General features: G+C 75.3%; 15 protein-coding genes. 8 read left to right on the top strand and 7 right to left on the bottom strand.

From position 1 onward, the window contains the following. Positions 1-57 precede the first annotated feature (57 nt). From SCAB_RS02545 to SCAB_RS02530, 4 genes are all read right to left on the bottom strand, one after another. Positions 58-1,680 carry an FAD-dependent oxidoreductase gene (locus SCAB_RS02545; protein ID WP_012998484.1) on the bottom strand — a complete coding sequence of 541 codons (1,623 nt, stop codon included), beginning with the start codon at positions 1,678-1,680 and terminating at the stop codon, positions 58-60. Then, a complete protein-coding gene (locus SCAB_RS02540) occupies positions 1,677-2,405 on the bottom strand; it encodes a methyltransferase domain-containing protein (RefSeq protein ID WP_012998483.1) in 729 nt (242 codons plus the stop codon). The genes SCAB_RS02545 and SCAB_RS02540 overlap by 4 nt, the downstream gene beginning before the upstream one ends. Before the next feature lie 114 nt (positions 2,406-2,519). Further along, positions 2,520-3,755, bottom strand: a complete 1,236-nt coding sequence (locus SCAB_RS02535) for a lycopene cyclase family protein (RefSeq protein WP_012998482.1) — start codon at positions 3,753-3,755, stop codon at positions 2,520-2,522. A 266-nt stretch (positions 3,756-4,021) separates the two neighbouring features. Continuing rightward, complete coding sequence (locus tag SCAB_RS02530; RefSeq protein WP_012998481.1) at positions 4,022-4,645, bottom strand: sigma-70 family RNA polymerase sigma factor; 624 nt, start codon at positions 4,643-4,645, stop codon at positions 4,022-4,024. A 324-nt stretch (positions 4,646-4,969) separates the two neighbouring features. Between SCAB_RS02530 and SCAB_RS02525 the strand changes: the two genes are divergently transcribed. The 5 genes from SCAB_RS02525 (at position 4,970) to SCAB_RS02505 (ending at position 11,148) form a co-directional block, all read left to right on the top strand. Then, the gene (locus tag SCAB_RS02525; protein ID WP_173402835.1) at positions 4,970-6,304 is read left to right on the top strand and encodes a polyprenyl synthetase family protein; all 1,335 of its coding nucleotides are present in this window, start codon (positions 4,970-4,972) and stop codon (positions 6,302-6,304) included. Then, positions 6,301-7,845, top strand: coding sequence for a phytoene desaturase family protein (crtI, locus tag SCAB_RS02520; RefSeq protein ID WP_012998479.1), 1,545 nt, complete (start codon positions 6,301-6,303; stop codon positions 7,843-7,845). Before SCAB_RS02525 ends, crtI begins: the two co-directional genes overlap by 4 nt. After that, positions 7,842-8,882, top strand: coding sequence for a phytoene/squalene synthase family protein (locus SCAB_RS02515; RefSeq protein WP_037724913.1), 1,041 nt, complete (start codon positions 7,842-7,844; stop codon positions 8,880-8,882). The genes crtI and SCAB_RS02515 overlap by 4 nt, the downstream gene beginning before the upstream one ends. After that, complete coding sequence (locus tag SCAB_RS02510) at positions 8,879-9,889, top strand: DUF5914 domain-containing protein (RefSeq protein WP_037724912.1); 1,011 nt, start codon at positions 8,879-8,881, stop codon at positions 9,887-9,889. Before SCAB_RS02515 ends, SCAB_RS02510 begins: the two co-directional genes overlap by 4 nt. Before the next feature lie 218 nt (positions 9,890-10,107). Further along, positions 10,108-11,148 (top strand): MerR family transcriptional regulator, encoded by a 1,041-nt coding sequence (locus tag SCAB_RS02505; RefSeq protein WP_012998476.1) that lies wholly within the window; start codon positions 10,108-10,110, stop codon positions 11,146-11,148. A 24-nt stretch (positions 11,149-11,172) separates the two neighbouring features. On the opposite strand, the gene SCAB_RS02500 is transcribed toward SCAB_RS02505, so the two are convergent. Then, the gene (locus tag SCAB_RS02500) at positions 11,173-11,922 is read right to left on the bottom strand and encodes a class I SAM-dependent methyltransferase (RefSeq protein WP_012998475.1); all 750 of its coding nucleotides are present in this window, start codon (positions 11,920-11,922) and stop codon (positions 11,173-11,175) included. Between the two features lie 265 nt (positions 11,923-12,187). On the opposite strand from SCAB_RS02500, the gene SCAB_RS02495 reads away from it, so the two are divergent. Together SCAB_RS02495 and SCAB_RS02490 are read left to right on the top strand one after the other, a co-directional pair. Then, positions 12,188-13,573, top strand: coding sequence for a DUF5685 family protein (locus tag SCAB_RS02495; protein ID WP_012998474.1), 1,386 nt, complete (start codon positions 12,188-12,190; stop codon positions 13,571-13,573). Positions 13,574-13,588: 15 nt separating this feature from the next. Further along, on the top strand, positions 13,589-14,128 hold the full coding sequence (locus SCAB_RS02490) for a hypothetical protein (protein ID WP_148274173.1): 540 nt from the start codon (positions 13,589-13,591) through the stop codon (positions 14,126-14,128). A gap of 30 nt (positions 14,129-14,158) precedes the next feature. On the opposite strand, the gene SCAB_RS02485 is transcribed toward SCAB_RS02490, so the two are convergent. Both SCAB_RS02485 and SCAB_RS02480 read right to left on the bottom strand, forming a co-directional pair. Then, complete coding sequence (locus SCAB_RS02485; protein ID WP_012998472.1) at positions 14,159-14,452, bottom strand: putative quinol monooxygenase; 294 nt, start codon at positions 14,450-14,452, stop codon at positions 14,159-14,161. A 203-nt stretch (positions 14,453-14,655) separates the two neighbouring features. Beyond that, on the bottom strand, positions 14,656-15,618 hold the full coding sequence (locus SCAB_RS02480; RefSeq protein WP_012998471.1) for a carbohydrate kinase family protein: 963 nt from the start codon (positions 15,616-15,618) through the stop codon (positions 14,656-14,658). A gap of 250 nt (positions 15,619-15,868) precedes the next feature. Here SCAB_RS02480 and SCAB_RS02475 point away from each other — a divergent pair, with 250 nt between their 5' ends. Continuing rightward, on the top strand, positions 15,869-16,897 hold the full coding sequence (locus tag SCAB_RS02475) for a sugar ABC transporter substrate-binding protein (RefSeq protein ID WP_012998470.1): 1,029 nt from the start codon (positions 15,869-15,871) through the stop codon (positions 16,895-16,897). The last annotated feature ends 67 nt before the right edge of the window (positions 16,898-16,964 follow it).

Genomic DNA, 16,964 nt, shown 5'->3' with positions numbered 1-16,964 from the left:
CGGTCAGGACCCCGGGGCCCTGACCGGAGCCGCTTCCTGCGGGTGCCCGCCGGACGGTCACCCATGCCGCGGCGGTACCCCGACCTGCCCTTCGAGCCTGCCGGGGCCGGGCGCCTGAGGCGTGCCGCGGTCGAGCCGCGCGAGGCGGCGCAGCAGTGGTCCACGGCCCCCGTCGGGCACGGTCCACAGGGTCTGGCCCCTCACCCCCCACCGTTCGAGCAGCGCGTTGGCGGCGAGGAAGCCGCTCGTGGCCGCCCGCTCCATCAGGGCGACCGGCAGGCCGGTGCGGACCAGGTCCCCGGCCACCACCAGCCCGGGATCGCCGGTCCGGACGTTGGGCCGGTCGTGATACCCGCCGACCGGGAACAGCGGGCAGTCGGCCCGCCACTCGTGCCGTTCGTCCAGCACGGTCGCCTCGCGCGTCTCGGGGTAGACGCGGTGCAACTGCTCCAGCAGACGCTTCTGTTCGACATCGCGGGACACCTGGTCGGACAGGGCGTAGGCGTGCAGCTCCACGACGGAGCCGCCGGTGCGGGCGGCCCAGCGCGCCGACTCGCCCTCCCAGCGGTCGAGGACGCTGACGTTGTCGAGCGTGCCGTAGCCGCCGGTGCCCAGGAAACCGGGGCGGTCGCCGGCCACGGGCCGGTCCAGCCACAGCCGCGACACCAGGAACGGCGGCGCGCTCCGCAGGCCGGCCACCCGCTCGCGCCACGCCGCGTCGGCCAGGCGCGGGGAGCGTCCGGCGAGCGAGCGGAGGCCGCCCGTGTCCAGGGCCAGGACGACGGCGTCGTGGCCCCGCTCCTCCCCGCCGGCGGTGACGACGAAGCCGCCGTCGGCCGTGGGTTCGACCGTCTCGACCGGCGTCCCGGTGCGCAGGTCGGCTCCGTGGCCGCGCAGATAGCCGGCCAGGGGATCCCACAGGGCGGCGGGGAAGGGCTCGTCGGGTACGTCGAACAGCAGCCCCTCCGCCGAGCCGAGGAAGTAGATGTGGAACATGAGGACCATCTCGGCCGCGGACAGCTCGCGGGGGTCGGCGAAGAAGCTGCGGGAGAACACCTCGAAGGCCAGGTGCTGCGCGGCCTCGGGGAAACGGATCGCGTCGAGGAAGTCGCGGGCGCTGACGTCGTCGAGACGGTCGTGGATCCCCGGGACCCGGACGTCCAGCAGGGGGAGGGCGGCGACCGGATCCATACGGAGCAGGTCCCGCAGGCCGAAGGAGGGGCTGAGGGCGACGAAGCCGAGCGCGCTCCACGGCGGCGTGCGCGGGACGTGCCGGAAACTGTCGTGGAGCCCGTCGGCGTGCCGCAACGGATAGTCGGGCAGCCCTCGCAGCCGGTCGAGACCGGGGTCCGTGCGCCGCAGCAGACCACGCAGGTTGTAGTACTGGCGGAAGAAGGCGTGGAAGCCGCGGCTCATGGTGACGGTCGTGCCGTCCGACAGGACGGTGGGCCACCCGGCCAGGCGCCCGCCCAGGGTGGCCTCCCGTTCGTACAGCGTGACCCGCGTGCCGCGCTCGGCGAGGGCCGTCGCGGCCGCCAGTCCGGCGATACCGCCCCCGACGACGGCGACCGCCGGGGAACGGTCGCCCGTGAAGCGCGGGGCGCCCGGTGCGGCGTCCAGTCTGCGGGCCCGCCGGTCCCTGCCGTGCCTCGTCGGGCCGGTGCGCCCGGCGGCCCTCATCGGCCGTCCCCGGCGCCGGCCGGCCGGCGGGCGACGATCGTGTGCGTGATGCCGGTCTGCCAGCCGGGCAGGGGCAGCACCCGTACGGTGTCGAAGCCCTGGGCGCCGACCCGCGCGGCGAAGGCGTCGGCGGTGTCGAAGTCCACCACGCTGCGCCACAGATGGCGGTACAGGTGCCCGTCGCCGAGCAGGGCGGCGACGGGCAGGACCATGCCGCGGCACACCCCCGTCCACACCGCCCGGTGGACGGCCCGGCCGCTGAGGGTGTACTCGTGCACCGCCAGGCGCCCCCGGGGTGCCAGGACCTCGCGCACCGTGGACAGGACGGCGTCGGGGTCGGCGACGTTGCGGAAGAGATAGGCCGCGAAGACCGCGTCGAACGGCCCCTCCACGCCGGCGTCCACCAGACGTTCGGCGGGCGCGTGCACGAAGCGCACCCCCTCGCGCCAGGGTTTGCGGGCCGCCCGCTCCAGCATGCCCGCCGAGGCGTCCACGGCGGTGATCTCGGCACCGGGCAGCACGGCGCTGAGCGCGGCGGTGGAGGCGCCGGTGCCGCAGCCGAGGTCCAGGACGCGCAGACCGGCGCCGGGCCGCGGCAGCCCGAGGCGGCGCGCCGAGCGGCGCAGATGGGCGTGGTAGCCGGGGTTGGCGGCCACCAGCGTGTCGTAGCTGCGCGAGGCATGGTCGAACGCGGCGGCCAGATCCTCGTCGCGGAGCAGGGTCATGGGGTGTCTCCTCGGCCGGTGCACGGAGGTCGGATGGGCGGGGTCGGGCGGTGGGGTACGGGACGGGGTGCGCCGTCCGTGCCGGTACGGGACGGGGTGCGCCGTCCGTGCCGGTCACGGGCGGCCGGGACCGCGGCCCGGGAACGTGTCGGCGGGGCCGACGGGCGGGGCGGCTCTGCGGGGCAGCCAGGACAGCTCCGCGGCGGAGCGCAGCATCGGCAGCACGGGCGTGCGGATGCCGAGGGCGAGATCCTCGTGGAGGCGGGTCTCACCGTCCAGGAAGCGCAGCAGACGCTCCGCCGGCACGCGCGCGAACAGCCGTGCGAAGAAGGCGGCGCCGTCGACCCGGCCGCTGTCCAGGGCCCTCAGCAGTACGGCGTCCATCGCGCGGGAGCGCGCCGAATGGGCGGGCGGAGGCAGGGGGTGCCGGCCGGCGCGCAGCGCGGCGGCGACCGCCCGTGTCTGGCGTTGGATCGCGGAGAACGTGTAGCCCGTGGACGGCCGGGTGGCGCCGCCGGCCGCGCCGATGCGGAACACCGAGGGCCCCGACCGGCGGGGGAAGCGGGCGTCGGTCATGGGGATCACCCCGGTCTCCGTGGAGACGACCGCGAAGTCACCGAGCCGCAGCACCTCCTCGGTGTAGCGGCGCAGCGCGGTGTCGTAGGCGCCGGGGGACAGGACGGCACGGGAGAACTCGGTGTACTCCACGAGTGCCCGGCGGCTGTCGGTGGGCAGGACATAGCCGAAGGCGAGCCCGCCGGGCGGCTGCGGGACCCGGAAGTCCATGAACTCCACCGTGCCGCGGTCGAACACCGGCCGCTCGGCGCGGACGTACCAGCCGTGGAAGTGCTGCAGCAGGGTGGTGCGGGCGGCGGGCAGACTGCCCAGGGGCCGGGAGTCGAAGACCCAGCGGGCGCGTACCGCCACGGGAGCGCCCCCGCCGGTGCGGGCCAGGATCTCGGCGCCCCTGGCGACGCCGTCCACCGTCTCGACGGCCGCTTCGACACGGCGGACCTCGTCGCTGCGGGCCAGTTCGCCCGTGACGAGAGCCTCGAAGTCGTCGGAGCGGATCATCTTGTACGTCAGGGGCGCGATGTCCGTGTCCAGGAGCCGCCCCTCGGGTGTGCGCACCCGCAGCCGCCGCCAGGCGGCGCTGAGGGCGGCGTCGTAGGGGCCCGGTCCCGCCTCCCAGAAGCACCATGTACGGACCGGGGGACGCGACGGTCCCGGCGGGGCGTCCAGCAGCAGGACCGACAGGCGGGGGCCGCCCGGGGCGGGGCGGGACAGCCGGTGGGCGAGGGACAGCCCGGCCGCTCCCGCGCCCACGATGGCCACGTCAGCCTCCAGCACCTGTGGCTCCCTCCCTGTCCGGCCGCACCGGCGGAACGCCCGCGGCCGTCGGCCTCTCGCCAGCTTTCCGCCCCGGGGGCCGTGGCGGATGCAGGCTCGGCCGGATTGTCGGCCGGGTGGGGTGGGTGTGGAGTACCGGGAGTGTCTGGCGCATGGTCTGCGTCTGCCCCGGGGGAGCGGCACGCACCGGTGTGCCGGCCGGACCGGAACCGAGGGAAAGCCTCGCCGCGCCCCCGTTGTTCACTCCGCACCGATCGTGCAGCGTTTCACCCGTGGTGATCGTCGACGCCCTCCTCGCTGAGGCTGCGGCTCAGGCGCTGCAGCCCGCGCCGGGCGTGGCTCTTGACGGTGCCCAGCGGCCAGCCGGTGACCTCGGCGATCTGGGCCTGGGTCAGGTCGTCGTAGAAGGCGAGGGTGAGCACCCGGCGCTGCGGGGCCGGGATCCTCGCGAACTCGCGGCCGATCAGGACCCGGTCGAGCACGGCCTCCGGCAGCGTGTCGCGGTTCACGGGAGCCTCGGCCATACGGGTTCCGGCCGCCGCCACGAGGTCGGCCTGCCGCGTCCGCGCGGTCAGGGCGTCGGCGATCTTGCGCCGGGTGATACCGACGAGCCAGGCGCCCAGCGCACCGCGCTCGGGCGCGTATCCGGCGCGCCCGCGCCAGGCCGCGAGGAACACCGACTGCCGCACGTCCTCCGCCTCCCGGGCGTCGCCGAGGGAACGCCGGGCGAGCGTGTACACGAGCCCGCCCCACCGGTGGTAGGCCGCGGTCAGGCACCCCTCGTCGCCGGCCACGAACCCGGCGGCCAGTTCCTCCTGCTCCAGGGAGTCCTCCGCCGGTGCCCAGAGCGCGACGCCGTCCTGGGTCTTCTCGGCCTGCTGTGCACTCATGGTGTCTGCTCCTTGTGCGGTGCGGGCTGGGTCCGTCGCGCCCCGCGGGGGTGACGGGCGGGCTTCCGGGGCACCCGTGCCGTCCATGTCGGGCGCGCGTCGCTCGGCTCCTGCAACTCCTCCACCCTGCGAGGACGAGGAGAGAGGCCACAACTTGCATCGCCTGTGCAGCGCTTTGTGCGGGAGCGGGGCGGCCCATCCCACGGATGGCCCCCGGTCCGCGCACCGGCCGCACCTTTTCACTCCTCCGGCGCATCCGCGGGCACCCCTGCCGCGGAAGGCGTTGAGGCAGGTACCGCTGTGTCGGCGACGGAAGGAACCGTGATGGGCCCCAGCGACGCGAAGGACCACCCTGTGGCAGCGTCACCGCCCGCGACCCGCGCGGCGCCGCGGCGGGAGCACGCGGGCGACGACCCGTGCTCCGGGGTGCACCGCCCCTCACCCGGCCCCCGGCGGGAGGACCACCCGCACCCCCCGCCCGGCGCGGGCGGACCGCACACCGTCGACGACGACGTCCCGGCGGCCGTGCGCCGCGTCCTGGAGAACCTGCTGGCGGAGCGCACCGAACGCGCCGCCGCCCTCGACCCGGTGTTCGCGGCGGACCTGGCGGACCGCGTCGCGCGGTTCGCGCTGGACGGCGGCAAGCTCATGCGTCCGCGCTTCGTGTGGTGGGCCCTGCGGGCGTGCGGAGGAGGGGCCGCCGAGACCGAGGCCGCGCTGCGCGTCGGCGCCGCCCTCGAACTGATCCAGACCTGCGCACTCGTCCACGACGACGTCATGGACGCCTCCCGGCTGCGCCGCGGCCGGCTCGCCCTGCACGCCGACATCGCCGCCCAGTACGCCGGAGGCACGGCCCCGGCGGACGGGGCGCGCTTCGGCGAGGCCGCCGCCATCCTCGCCGGCGATCTGGCCCTGGCCTGGGCCGACGACATCGTCGCGGCCACCCTCACCACGCCGGACACCGACCGCGCCGTCCGCGAACTGTGGAGCGTCATGCGCACCGAGATGGTGGCCGGGCAGTACCTGGACATCCAAGGGCAGGCCACCTCCTCCAGGTCGCTGGCCCGCGCCATCCGCGCCGCCTGCCTCAAGAGCGCCCTGTACTCCGTGGAGCGCCCGCTGGCCCTCGGGGCGGCCCTGGCGGGCGCGGACGCCGCGCGGACCCGGGCCCTGTGCTCGGCGGGACGGTGCGTCGGCATCGCCTTCCAGCTCCGGGACGACCTCGGCGACGTCTTCGGCGGCCCGCGGCACAGCGGCAAACCCACCGGTGGCGACATCCGCGCGGGCAAGCCCACCTATCTGGTCGCGGTCGCCCAGGCCCGGGCCGAGGCGGCCGGTGACCGGCGGGCCCTGACCGTGCTGAGGGAGTCGCTCGGCGACGCCGAACTGCCCGAGAACCGGCTCGCCGAGGTCGTCGACGTCCTGGTCCGCACCGGCGCGCGCGACCTCGTCGAGGCGAAGATCGACCGGCTGGTCGCCCAGGGCCTGCGCCATCTGGACTCCGCCCCCCTGGAGACCGAGGGCCGACGGCGCCTGCGGGAGCTGCTGCACACCACGGCCGGCGGTCCGCCGCCGACACCGCCCTTCGGCGCGCGCGGACCCCTGGACGGCCTGCCCGTCCCGCTGCTGCCGGGCGCCGTCGAGGAGGTGGCGCGTTGAGCCGCACCGTTCCCGGGCGCACGGACCACATCGTGGTCGTCGGTGCCGGACTCTCCGGCCTGGCGGCCGCACTGCACCTGCTCGGCGCCGGCCGCCGGGTCACCCTCGTCGAACGCGACCCCCTGCCCGGCGGGCGCGCCGGACGCCTGGTGCGCGGCGGCTACCGCATCGACACCGGGCCCACCGTGCTCACCATGCCGGACCTGGCGGACGAGGCCTTCGCCGCGGTCGGCGAGAACCTGCGCGACCGGGTCGAGCTGATCCCCCTGCACCCGGCCTACCGGGCCCTGTTCGCCGACGGCAGCGGCATCGACGTGCACACCGACGCCGACGCCATGGAGGCGGAGGTCGAACGCTTCGCGGGCGCCGAGGAGGCCGCCGGCTACCGGAGGCTGCGCGGCTGGCTGGAGAAGCTGTACCGGGCCCAGCTGCGCCGCTTCATCGACACCAACTTCGACTCGCCCCTGCAACTGCTCACCCCCGACCTCGCCCGGCTCGCCGCGCTGGGCGGCTTCGGACGGCTGGACGCGGGCATCGGCCGCCATCTGCGCGACGAACGCCTGCGCCGCGTCTTCTCCTTCCAGGCCCTGTACGCGGGGGTCCCGCCCGCGCGGGCGCTCGCCGCGTACGCCGTGATCGCCTACATGGACACGGTGGCCGGCGTCTACTTCCCCCGCGGCGGCATGCACGCGCTCCCGCAGGCCATGGCCGACGCCGCCGCCGACGCGGGCGCCGACCTGCGCTTCGGGCAGGAGGTCGTCCGGCTGGAACGCTCCGGAGACCGCGTCACCGCCGTGGTCACCGCGGACGAGCGCATCCCGTGCGACGCCGTGGTCCTCACCGCCGACCTGCCCGCCGTCTACCGCCTCCTCGGACGCACCCCGCGCCGCCCGCTGCGGATCCGGCACGCGCCCTCGGCGGTCGTCCTGCACGCCGGCACCGACCGCACCTGGCCCGAACTCGCCCACCACACCCTGTCGTTCGGGGCCGCGTGGCGGCGCACCTTCGACGAACTCACCCGCACCGGCAGCCTGATGAGCGACCCGTCGCTGCTGATCACCCGCCCCACCGCCACCGACCCGACCCTCGCCCCGCCCGGCCACCACCTCCACTACATCCTCGCCCCCTGCCCCAACACCGACATCGGACCGGACGCCGCCGCCTGGGGCGACCTGGCCCCCCGCTACCGCGACAGCGTCCTGCGCGAGCTGGAACGGCGCGGATTCGACGGCATCGCCGACGCGGTCGAGGAACAGGCCCTGGTCACCCCGGCCGACTGGCACGCCCAGGGCCACGCCGCGGGCACCCCCTTCTCGGCCGCCCACACCTTCGCGCAGACCGGCCCGTTCCGCCCCCGCAACCTCGTACGCGGCACCACGAACGCCGTACTCGCCGGCTGCGGCACCACACCGGGCGTCGGCGTGCCGACCGTCCTGCTGTCCGGCAAGCTCGCCGCCGCCCGGATCACCGGAGGGCACGCGGCCCCCGTACCCGGGCGCGTGCGCACCGCGCCCACCGCACCGGAAGGACCCACCTCATGACCGCCCGCGAACTCGACGCGGCGGGCATCACCGAGCCGGCCCTGCGCGATGCCTACACGCGCTGCCGCCGCCTCAACGCCCGGCACGGCAGGACCTACTTCCTCGCCACCCGGCTGCTGCCCGTGGAACGCCGCCCCGCCGTGCACGCGCTCTACGGCTTCGCCCGCTGGGCCGACGACATCGTCGACTCCCTGGACACGGACCTGCCGCCCCACCGCCGCGCGGCCGACCTCGGCCTCCTGCACGAGCGTCTGGAACAGGGCCTGCGCGACGGCGACAGCCCCGAGCCGGTCGTCCTCGCCCTCGCGGACACCGCACGCCGGTACGCCATCGACCACCGGCACTTCCGCGACTTCATGGCGTCCATGCGCAGCGACCTGGAGGTCACCGACTACCCGACCTACGACGCCCTGCGCGCCTACACGCATGGTTCCGCCGCTGTCATCGGACTGCAGATGCTGCCGATCCTGGGCACGGTGGTCCCGCGCGAGGAGGCCGCCCCGCACGCGGCCGCCCTGGGGCTCGCCTTCCAGCTGACCAACTTCCTGCGCGACGTGGGCGAGGACCTCGACCGCGGTCGCGTCTACCTGCCCGCCGACCTGCTGGCGGCGCACGGCGTGGACCGCGAACTGCTGTCCTGGAGCCGCCGCACCGGCCGCCGCGACCCGCGCATCACGCGCGCCCTGCGGGCCTTCGACGACCTCACCCGCGGTGTCTACCGCGAGGCCGCCCCCGGCCTGCCCATGCTCGACCCCGTCTCCCGGCCCTGTATCCGTACCGCGTTCGTGCTCTACGGCGGCATCCTGGACGCCGTCGCCGACGACGGGTACGCGGTGCTGCACCGGCGTGCCGTGGTCCCCCGGCGGCGCCGGGCGGCCGTCGCCGCCGACGGACTCGTACGCCTGACGGCGGCCCGGCTGCGGGGACGTGCCCAGGCGCGGCGGACACCGCCCGCGACGGCCGTCGTGCCCACCGCCGCACCTCCACGGACCGGCGTGGGCGCCGCACCGGACCCGGTGCACGAGGAGGTCGCGTGAGCCCCCGACGTCCCGTCCGCCGCGGACGGTACCCCCTGTCCCTCAGGCGCGGACCCGTGGCCTGGGAGCGGCAGCGGCCCACATGGCGCGAGGCCCGCCCCGCCGTGATCGCCCGCGCCCTCAAGCGCGCCCAGGCACGACCCTCGGGCAACTGGTACGTCGTCGGCGCCACCCGGGACCTCCGCGCCGACCGGCCCCTGGCCCGCACGGTCGCCGGCCGGGAAGTGGTCGTATGGCGCGACGCGGACGGCCGGCTGGTGGCCGGCCCCGGAGTCTGCCCCCATCTGGGCGCGCCGCTGAAGGACAGCCCCGTGCGCTGCGGCACGCTCGTCTGCCACTGGCACGGACTCGCGCTGCCCGGCTCCCCCTTCGCCGGCTGGGAGCCTCTGCCCGCCCACGACGACGGCGTGCTGGTGTGGGTGCGGCTGGACGACGTGGGCGGCGAGGCACCGCTCGACGCCCCGGTGGTGCCGGTGCGGCCGGCTCCCGCCGCGTCGCTGTCGGCGGTCTACGTGGGCATCGGCACCTGCGAGCCGGAGGACGTGGTCGCCAACCGACTGGACCCGTGGCACGGCGCCTGGTTCCACCCGTACTCCTTCGTCGACCTGACCGTCGCCGACGCCCCCACGGGCGCGGGCGACGAGGACGCCTTCGTCGTCGACGTGTCGTTCAAGCTCGCCGGGCGGCTCGTCGTACCGGTGCGTGCGGTGTTCACCGCGCCCGAGCCGCGCACGGTCGTCATGCACATCACCGACGGCGAGGGACAGGGGTCGGTGGTGGAGAGCCACGCGACGCCGCTGGCCCCGGACGACCGGGGCCGGCCGCGCACGGCGGTGGTGGAGGCCGTGGTGGCGGCGTCGGACCGGCCCGGGTTCGCCGTGGCGCGCCGGGCGGCCCCGCTGCTGCGACCTCTGATGCGGGCCGCCGCCGGCCGGCTCTGGCGTGACGACCTCGCCTACGCGGAGCGGCGCTGGCATCTGCGCTCCACGGGACGCTTCCCCGGCTGAGCGCCGGGCCCGGGAGTGGTCCTCGCGTGCATCCGTCCGGGCACGTCCACCGGAAGAGGAACCGCGTGGACCACCCGGGTCGCGCCGCAGGCGGAAGGAGGCGCGAGCCCGTGCCGGAACACCGATCGCCGGGACCCGCCGGCCCTCCGCCGGACCACCTCTCCCCGTCGGTCGCCCCGCACCCGCCCGCCGGAGCCGGTACGGGGCCCGACCCGGCCGTGGAGCCGCTCCCGCACGGGGTGACGACGGGCTTCCTCGCGCGGCAGCTGGGCGTGTCACCGACCACGCTGCGGTCCTGGGACCGCCGCTACGGACTGGGCCCCGCCGTACGGGCCGAGGGCCGCCAGCGCCGCTGGTCGCCCGAGGACGTGGCGATGCTGCAGGAGATGTGCCGGCTGACGGCCACCGGCATCCCTCCGGCGGAGGCCGCCCGCGCCGCCATGCGACGACCCCGGGGGCGCGCCGCCGAGCCACCCGCCGCCGAGCTCCCCGCCGTCGCGACGGCGACAGCGCGCCGGGCCTCCGGCGGGTCCGCGGCCGAGCCCGAGGAGCCTGCGCGGCCGGGGGCGTTCGGCGCCGCCTCCCACGCGGCCACCGCCCTGCCGCTGGGCGACGTGCGCCAGGAATGCCGGGGCCTGGCCCGTGCCGCCGTCCGGCTGGACGCGGCGGCCGTCCAGGAGCAGCTGCTGACGGTGGTGCGCACCTACGGCCTCGTCGTCGCGTGGGAGGAGGTGATCGCTCCCACCCTGCGGGCGGTCGGCCGGAAGTGGGAGTCCTCCGGCGACCGGTACGTGGAGGTCGAGCACCTGCTGTCCTGGCACATCTCCACCACGCTGCGCCATCTGTACGCCGCCACCCCGCAGCCGCAGGGGGACACCCCGCCCGTCCTGCTGGCCTGCCTTCCCGACGAGCACCACACCCTGCCCCTGGAGGCGCTCAGCGCCGCGCTGGCGGAGTCACGCGTACCGGCGCTGATGCTCGGCGGCGCGGTCCCGGCCGACGCGCTGGACGGGGCCGTCCGGCGCACCGGCCCGGCCGCGGTCGCCCTGTGGGCCCAGTCCCGGCGCACCGCCGGCCTGCCGCTGGCACAGCACACCGCCGCCACCCGGTGGGGGGTCCGCGGCGCACGCCGGCAGACCCCCGTCCTGCTGTGCGGCCCCGGCTGGGGCCGCCGTACCCCCGAGGAACTGCTGCGGCCCGCCGGGCTGCGCGACGCGGTCACCACGCTCGTGGCGCTCTCCACCTCGGCCAGACCGTGACGGCCCCGCGGTCCGTGCCGCCTGTCAGGGGGCGGCGCGGAGCAGGACGTGCAGATCGGTGCCGTCGGCCGGGGCGGGCCCGCCCTGCGGATCGGTGACCGAGGCCACGGTCAGCCCGGCGGCCGTGGCCAGCTTCTCGAACCCGTCGCGGGTGTACCAGTGCAGGACCCACGGCCGGTCCACCACCGTGCTGTCCGAGCGCTGGTGGCGTTCGTAGCGCAGCACCGTCGTCCGCGTCCGGGCCGACTCGTTGCGTTCCTCGGCGACGACGGAGACCCGGAGTTCGGCGCCGTCGGCCGCGGTGGCCGTGCGCACCCGGCCGATCTGGTCGGCGGGCGTCGGTTCGGGGACGAACAGGGGCACCAGGACACTGCCGTCGTCCGTCAGATGGGCGCGGATGCCCTTCAGGGCGGCCAGCGCCACGGTGTCGTCCGGGAGCAGGGTGAAGGTCGGCCCGGCGAGGAAGACCGCCCGGTAGCGACGGGGCAGGCTCAGAGCCTCCATGCGCTGGTGGAACACGGTGGTGCGGACGTCCTGTTCCTCCGCCCGCAGCCGGAGCCGTTCGAGCATGTCCGCGGAGGAGTCGACGCCGTCGACCTCCAGCCCGCGTCGGCACAGCTCCAGCAGCGGGTCGCCGTCCCCGCACCCCAGCTCCAGCGCGGGAACCCCGGCGCGCCGGACGAAGTCCGCGTACGGCTCCGGGTCCTGGGAGAAGGCCTTGAGGGGCGCGTACAGTTCGGCGACGATGCCGGTGTAGAAGTCGGCTGGGTCCATGGCGGGCACCCTAGGCACACCTGTCCCACGCGATCACCCGATTATCGCCACCGGGCTCCGCCCCGGTCCCTCGTTCCCGCCTCCGTCGACACCGCGCGGAATCGACCATTTAGGATGTCGGCCGCGCGTCGATGTCACGCGTGGCCGTGTCTTTCGGAGGGTCGCGTGGCCGTGCCTCATGGACGGTCGGGCGGCCGCGCCGGTGAGCCGTGCGGCCGGCCCGTCCGGTGGGCCGTATCTGCGGGATCTGCGGGGGAGAACTTCGGTGTTCGGAATCATCAGACCGTGCCGGCATCGCCTGGGCGACGGCATGCGTACCGAGTGGATGGCGCACCTGTGCGGGCTGTGCCTGGCACTGCGCGGGGAGTACGGCCAGTTCGCGCGGGTGGCGACCAACTACGACGGCCTCATCGTCTCGGTGCTCACCGAGGCACAGTCGGAGCGCAGCGGCGACCGGCGGCGGGGCGCCGGCCCGTGCCCGCTGCGGGGCATGCGCTCGGCGGACGTGGCCCAGGGCGAGGGCGCCCGGCTGGCGGCGACGGTGTCGCTGGTGCTGGCCGCGGCCAAGATACGCGACCATGTGGCCGACGGCGACGGCCTGTTGGGGCGCCGTCCGGTCACGCTGGCGGCCCGCAGGATCGCCCACGGCTGGGACCGCGCGGGTGCCGCGGGCGGCGAACGGCTCGGCTTCGACACCGCCGTGCTGCTCGCCGCGGTCGACCGCCAGCCCGGGATCGAGCGGACGACCCGCCCCGGTGGCTCGCTGCTGACGGTCACCGAACCCACGGAGACGGCGACCGCGGCCGCCTTCGCCCACACCGCGGTGCTCGCCGGCCGGCCCGGCAACGCCGAACCGCTGGCCGAGGCGGGCCGTCTCTTCGGCAGGCTGGCGCATCTGCTGGACGCGGTGGAGGACCTGGACGCGGACCGGGCGTCCGGCGCCTGGAATCCGATCGCCGTGACCGGCGCCGACCACGCCGAGGTGCGCCGGCTGTGCGACGACGCGGTGCGAGGCATCCGGCTCGCCCTGTCCGACGCCGAGTTCGTGGACGGTCGGCTGGTGCGGGCGCTGCTGGGCGGCGAGTTGGAACGTGCCGTCGACCGTGCCTTCGACCCTCGGCACCGTCACCACCAGCACCGCGCCCGGGGGCGGAGCGTACGGATGCTGCCCTGGCTGGGACTCCGTACGGCGACGGAACCCGCCGAACGGACCGGCACGGACGCGGCCTGCGGCGTCGGCGCGCTCACGGACGCCACCCCCGAGGGCGCCCGGATGATGTCGGGCCGGCCGAGGGAGGGCGAGTGCCGGCGGTGCGGCCGATGGGACCGGCTGTGCGGATCCTGCGGGCTGTGCTCCCGCTGCTGCACCTGCGACGACGAGGGCCCGGACGACGGGGACTTCTCGTTCGGCAACGACAACCGCGACGGCGGCCCGGGCCGCGACGGGTCCGGGGGCGACGGCTGGTCCGGCGGCTCGGGCGGCGGCAACTCGGGTGGCTACCAAGGCGGTTCGGGCGGCGGCGGTCACGGCTCGGGTGGCCATGGCTCCGGCGGGTCGGGCGGTTCCGGAGGCGGCTCGGGCGACGGCTGCGGCGGCGGTGGGGGCGGCTGCTGCAATCCGTGCAAGTGCTGCTGCGACTGCTGCGACTGACGGCGGGATCAGGTCGTGCCTCCGTGCCTGGACGTCTATGTGTGGGTGCCGTGCTGCACACCCGACGTCCTCCGCACCTTCATCGACCGCCACGTCGACACGGCCGACCCCGGTGACGAGCGACTGCGCGCCTTCGTGCGCACCCATGTCGTGGGGGAGCCGCACGTGGGTGACGCCGAGGCGCTCGCCGAGCTGCGGCCGGGGGACGGCTCCGGCGACGGCTCCGGCGACGGCTTCGCGCTGTACGTCCGGGCGCGTGCCTTCTACGGGGCCGTCATCGCGCCGACGCACGACGGGGCGGCCGTGCTGGGCCTGAGCATCGACGATCCCGAGGGCTCTCCCCGGACGCGGGACACGGCTCGCCGGCTGCTCGACCGGCTCCGCCGGGAGTTCTCGGCCCCGGCCTGGATCGCGGGCGTGGAGCTGCCGCCGCCTCGTACCCGAGCGGAGTGGGAGGAGGAGCCGGTCGAGCTGCGCGTCGGCCGGGTGCCGCCCGGCCCGGGGCATCCCGCCGGGCCGAGAGGCCGGGGCGGCTCCGGACGGGACGGCGAGTGAGAAGGGCGACGGCGCCGGAGGGGCCGCGCGTCAGGCCACCGGGTCGAGGAAGGTCAGCACCGAGGCGTCCTCCTCGATCAGCGGGGCGAGCGCCGCGTTGAACGGGCCGCCGTACGGGGCCGCGATGTGGGCCTGGAACGCGTCCTCGTCCCGGTACACCTCGAAGATCCAGAAGGCGCGGGGGCGGGACGCCTTGGTGTAGACGTCGAAGGTGATGTTGCCGTCCTCCTCGCGCACCTTCTCGGCGTACTCCACGATCAGGCGGGCGACCTCGTCCTGTGCGCCCTCGCGGGCGGTGAACTCGGCGAGCAGGGTCTTGTTCACGGTGTGGTGCCTCCGGGGTCGGGGTCGGTTCGCGGGCAGGTCACGGGCGGAGCGACGCCCTCCCGGGGCCGTCGTCGTCGACGCAGGCCGGATGTCATCGCGGACTCATGTCAACGATGACATCGCGTGGCCCGATGATGGGGTGGGTCCGGCCGGTGCGTCAACACTCCGGCCGTGCCGCAGCGAGGTCGGCGCGGCGGCCGTCAGACGAGGTCGGCCGTGGTGAGCTGCGTCAACTGGTTCTCCCACGGCGGGTTGGGGCCCACCACCGAGCAGGTCAGGGCGGCGACCCGGACGGCGAAGCGGCACGCCTCCGCGACGTCGTCGAGGCGGAGCCCCGTGAGCCGGCCGCCGAGGAGGCCGCGGGCGCCGAGGTGGTGCAGCAGCCCGGCGGTGAAGGAGTCCCCCGCCCCGACCGTGTCGGCGACCGCCGTGCGCACGGCGGACACCCGCACGCGCTCGCCGTCGAGCGAGGCCAGGACGCCGTCTGCGCCGCGCGTGATCACCACGAGCCGGGCGCCGGCCGCGTGCCAGATGTCGCACGCCTGCTCCGGCGGGGTGCCCGGCAGCAGCAGCTCCAGGTCGTCCTCGCTCAGCCGCAGCACGTCGGTGAGGGCGCACCAGTGGGCCAGCCGGGCACGGTAGACCTCGGGCCGCACCAGCAGGGGGCGGACGTTGGGGTCGATGCTGATGGTCGCGGTCGGGGCGGCCGCCGCCAGGAATTCCTCCACCGCCGCCGCGCCGGGTTCCCGCACGAGGGCCAGTGACCCGGTGTGCAGACAGGCGGTTCCGGACAGGTCCACCCGTGCCAGCTCGGCGGCCGTCCACTGCCAGTCGGCCGTGTTCTGGGCGTGGAAGGAGAAGCTGGCCTGCCCCGTCGAGTCCAGCTCCGCCACGGCGAGGGTGCTGGGCTCGGCGGCCCGGACGGCGCTCGACAGGTCCACCCCGGACGCCTCCAGATGCGCCCGGAACAGGCGGCCGAACACATCGCCGGACAACCGGGCGAGGAAGCGGGCCGGGGTCCCCAGCCGGGCCAGGGCCACGGCCGTGTTCGCGGGACCGCCGCCCGGCAGGACGCGCAGGGCGAGTTCGTTCGAGGCGCTGGAGGGTTCGGCGAAGGCGTCCGCGACGCACTCTCCCAGAACGGTGATCTGACGCGGGCTCATGAGCTGCTCTTCTCTGACGAACGAAGGGGCCTGCCGGACGCGCCCCGCCCCCGCTGCCGGACGGCTGCGGGGGCGACGGGCGCCTACGTTGCCGATTTGTGACGAGTGCAGGGCATTGACGTTTCCGGGAGACGGAGTCCATCATCCTCGCCAGGCAGTGTCAACGATGACATAAGTCAACGATGACACCCCCGGACGGTGCGCACCGAACCTGACCTCCGCGCCGTCCGCTATCCCACAGGAGTCGCACATGTCTCGTACCGCTCGCCTGTCCTCCTCCCTCGTCAGAACTGCCGCCGTCGCGGGCGTCGCGGCCCTCACCCTGACGGCTTGCGGATCCGGCTCGGGTTCCACCTCCACCGGCTCGGGCTCGGGCTCCGGTTCGGGCGAGGTCAAGGTCGGTCTGATCACCAAGACCGACACCAACCCGTTCTTCGTGAAGATGAAGGAAGGCGCCGAGAAGGCCGCGGACGCCGAGGGCGTCAAGCTGATGACGGCGGCCGGCAAGTTCGACGGCGACAACGCCGGTCAGGTCACCGCCATCGAGAACATGGTGGCCGCCGGTGTGAAGGGCATCCTGATCACCCCGAGCGACTCCAAGGCCATCGTGCCCGCGATCGAGAAGGCCAAGGCCAAGGGCGTCCTCGTGATCGCCCTCGACACCCCCACCGAGCCCGAGAGCGCCGTCGACGCCCTGTTCGCCACCGACAACCTCAAGGCGGGCGAGCTGATCGGCGAGTACGCCAAGGCCGCCATGAAGGGCAAGAAGGCGAAGATAGCCGCCCTCGACCTCGCGCCCGGCGTCTCCGTCGGCGTCCAGCGGCACAACGGATTCCTCAAGGGCTTCGGCGCCACCGACAAGGACGTCGCCTGTGCCCAGGACACCGGCGGCGACCAGGCCAAGGGCCAGACGGCGATGGAGAACTGCCTCCAGAAGGAGCCGGACATCAACGTCGTCTACACGATCAACGAGCCGGCCGCGCTCGGCGCGTACACCGCGCTCAAGGCCAAGGGCCGCGAGAAGGACGTCCTGATCGTCTCCGTCGACGGCGGCTGCACCGGCACCCAGGCCGTCAAGGACGGCAAGATCGCCGCGACCTCGCAGCAGTACCCGCTGAAGATGGCCGCCGAGGGTGTCAAGGCCGTCGTCACGTACGCCAAGGACGGCAAGAAGGCATCCGGTTACACCGACACGGGCGTCACCCTGATCACCGACAAGCCGCAGGACGGGGTCACCTCCAAGGACACCGTCTACGGCCTGGAGAACTGCTGGGGCTGAGCCGCTCCCCGAGGCCCTGCGACGGGGCCTCACCCTTCAGCGGGGCGGCCGCCCCCTCCCTCCGACC

This window comes from Streptomyces scabiei 87.22 (assembly GCF_000091305.1).
Classification (GTDB): domain Bacteria; phylum Actinomycetota; class Actinomycetes; order Streptomycetales; family Streptomycetaceae; genus Streptomyces; species Streptomyces scabiei.
The sequence above is the reverse complement of the archived record's forward strand: the minus strand, read 5'-3'. Positions and strand labels throughout refer to the sequence as shown.

Excerpts from the sequence above, each read along its gene's own strand:
- SCAB_RS02545 (WP_012998484.1), bottom strand. The coding sequence starts at position 1,680 with ATGAGGGCCGCCGGGCGCACCGGCCCGACGAGGCACGGCAGGGACCGG.
- SCAB_RS02540 (WP_012998483.1), bottom strand. The coding sequence starts at position 2,405 with ATGACCCTGCTCCGCGACGAGGATCTGGCCGCCGCGTTCGACCATGCC.
- SCAB_RS02530 (WP_012998481.1), bottom strand. The coding sequence starts at position 4,645 with ATGAGTGCACAGCAGGCCGAGAAGACCCAGGACGGCGTCGCGCTCTGG.
- SCAB_RS02525 (WP_173402835.1), top strand. The coding sequence starts at position 4,970 with ATGGGCCCCAGCGACGCGAAGGACCACCCTGTGGCAGCGTCACCGCCC.
- SCAB_RS02515 (WP_037724913.1), top strand. The coding sequence starts at position 7,842 with ATGACCGCCCGCGAACTCGACGCGGCGGGCATCACCGAGCCGGCCCTG.
- SCAB_RS02500 (WP_012998475.1), bottom strand. The coding sequence starts at position 11,922 with ATGGACCCAGCCGACTTCTACACCGGCATCGTCGCCGAACTGTACGCG.
- SCAB_RS02480 (WP_012998471.1), bottom strand. The coding sequence starts at position 15,618 with ATGAGCCCGCGTCAGATCACCGTTCTGGGAGAGTGCGTCGCGGACGCC.
- SCAB_RS02475 (WP_012998470.1), top strand. The coding sequence starts at position 15,869 with ATGTCTCGTACCGCTCGCCTGTCCTCCTCCCTCGTCAGAACTGCCGCC.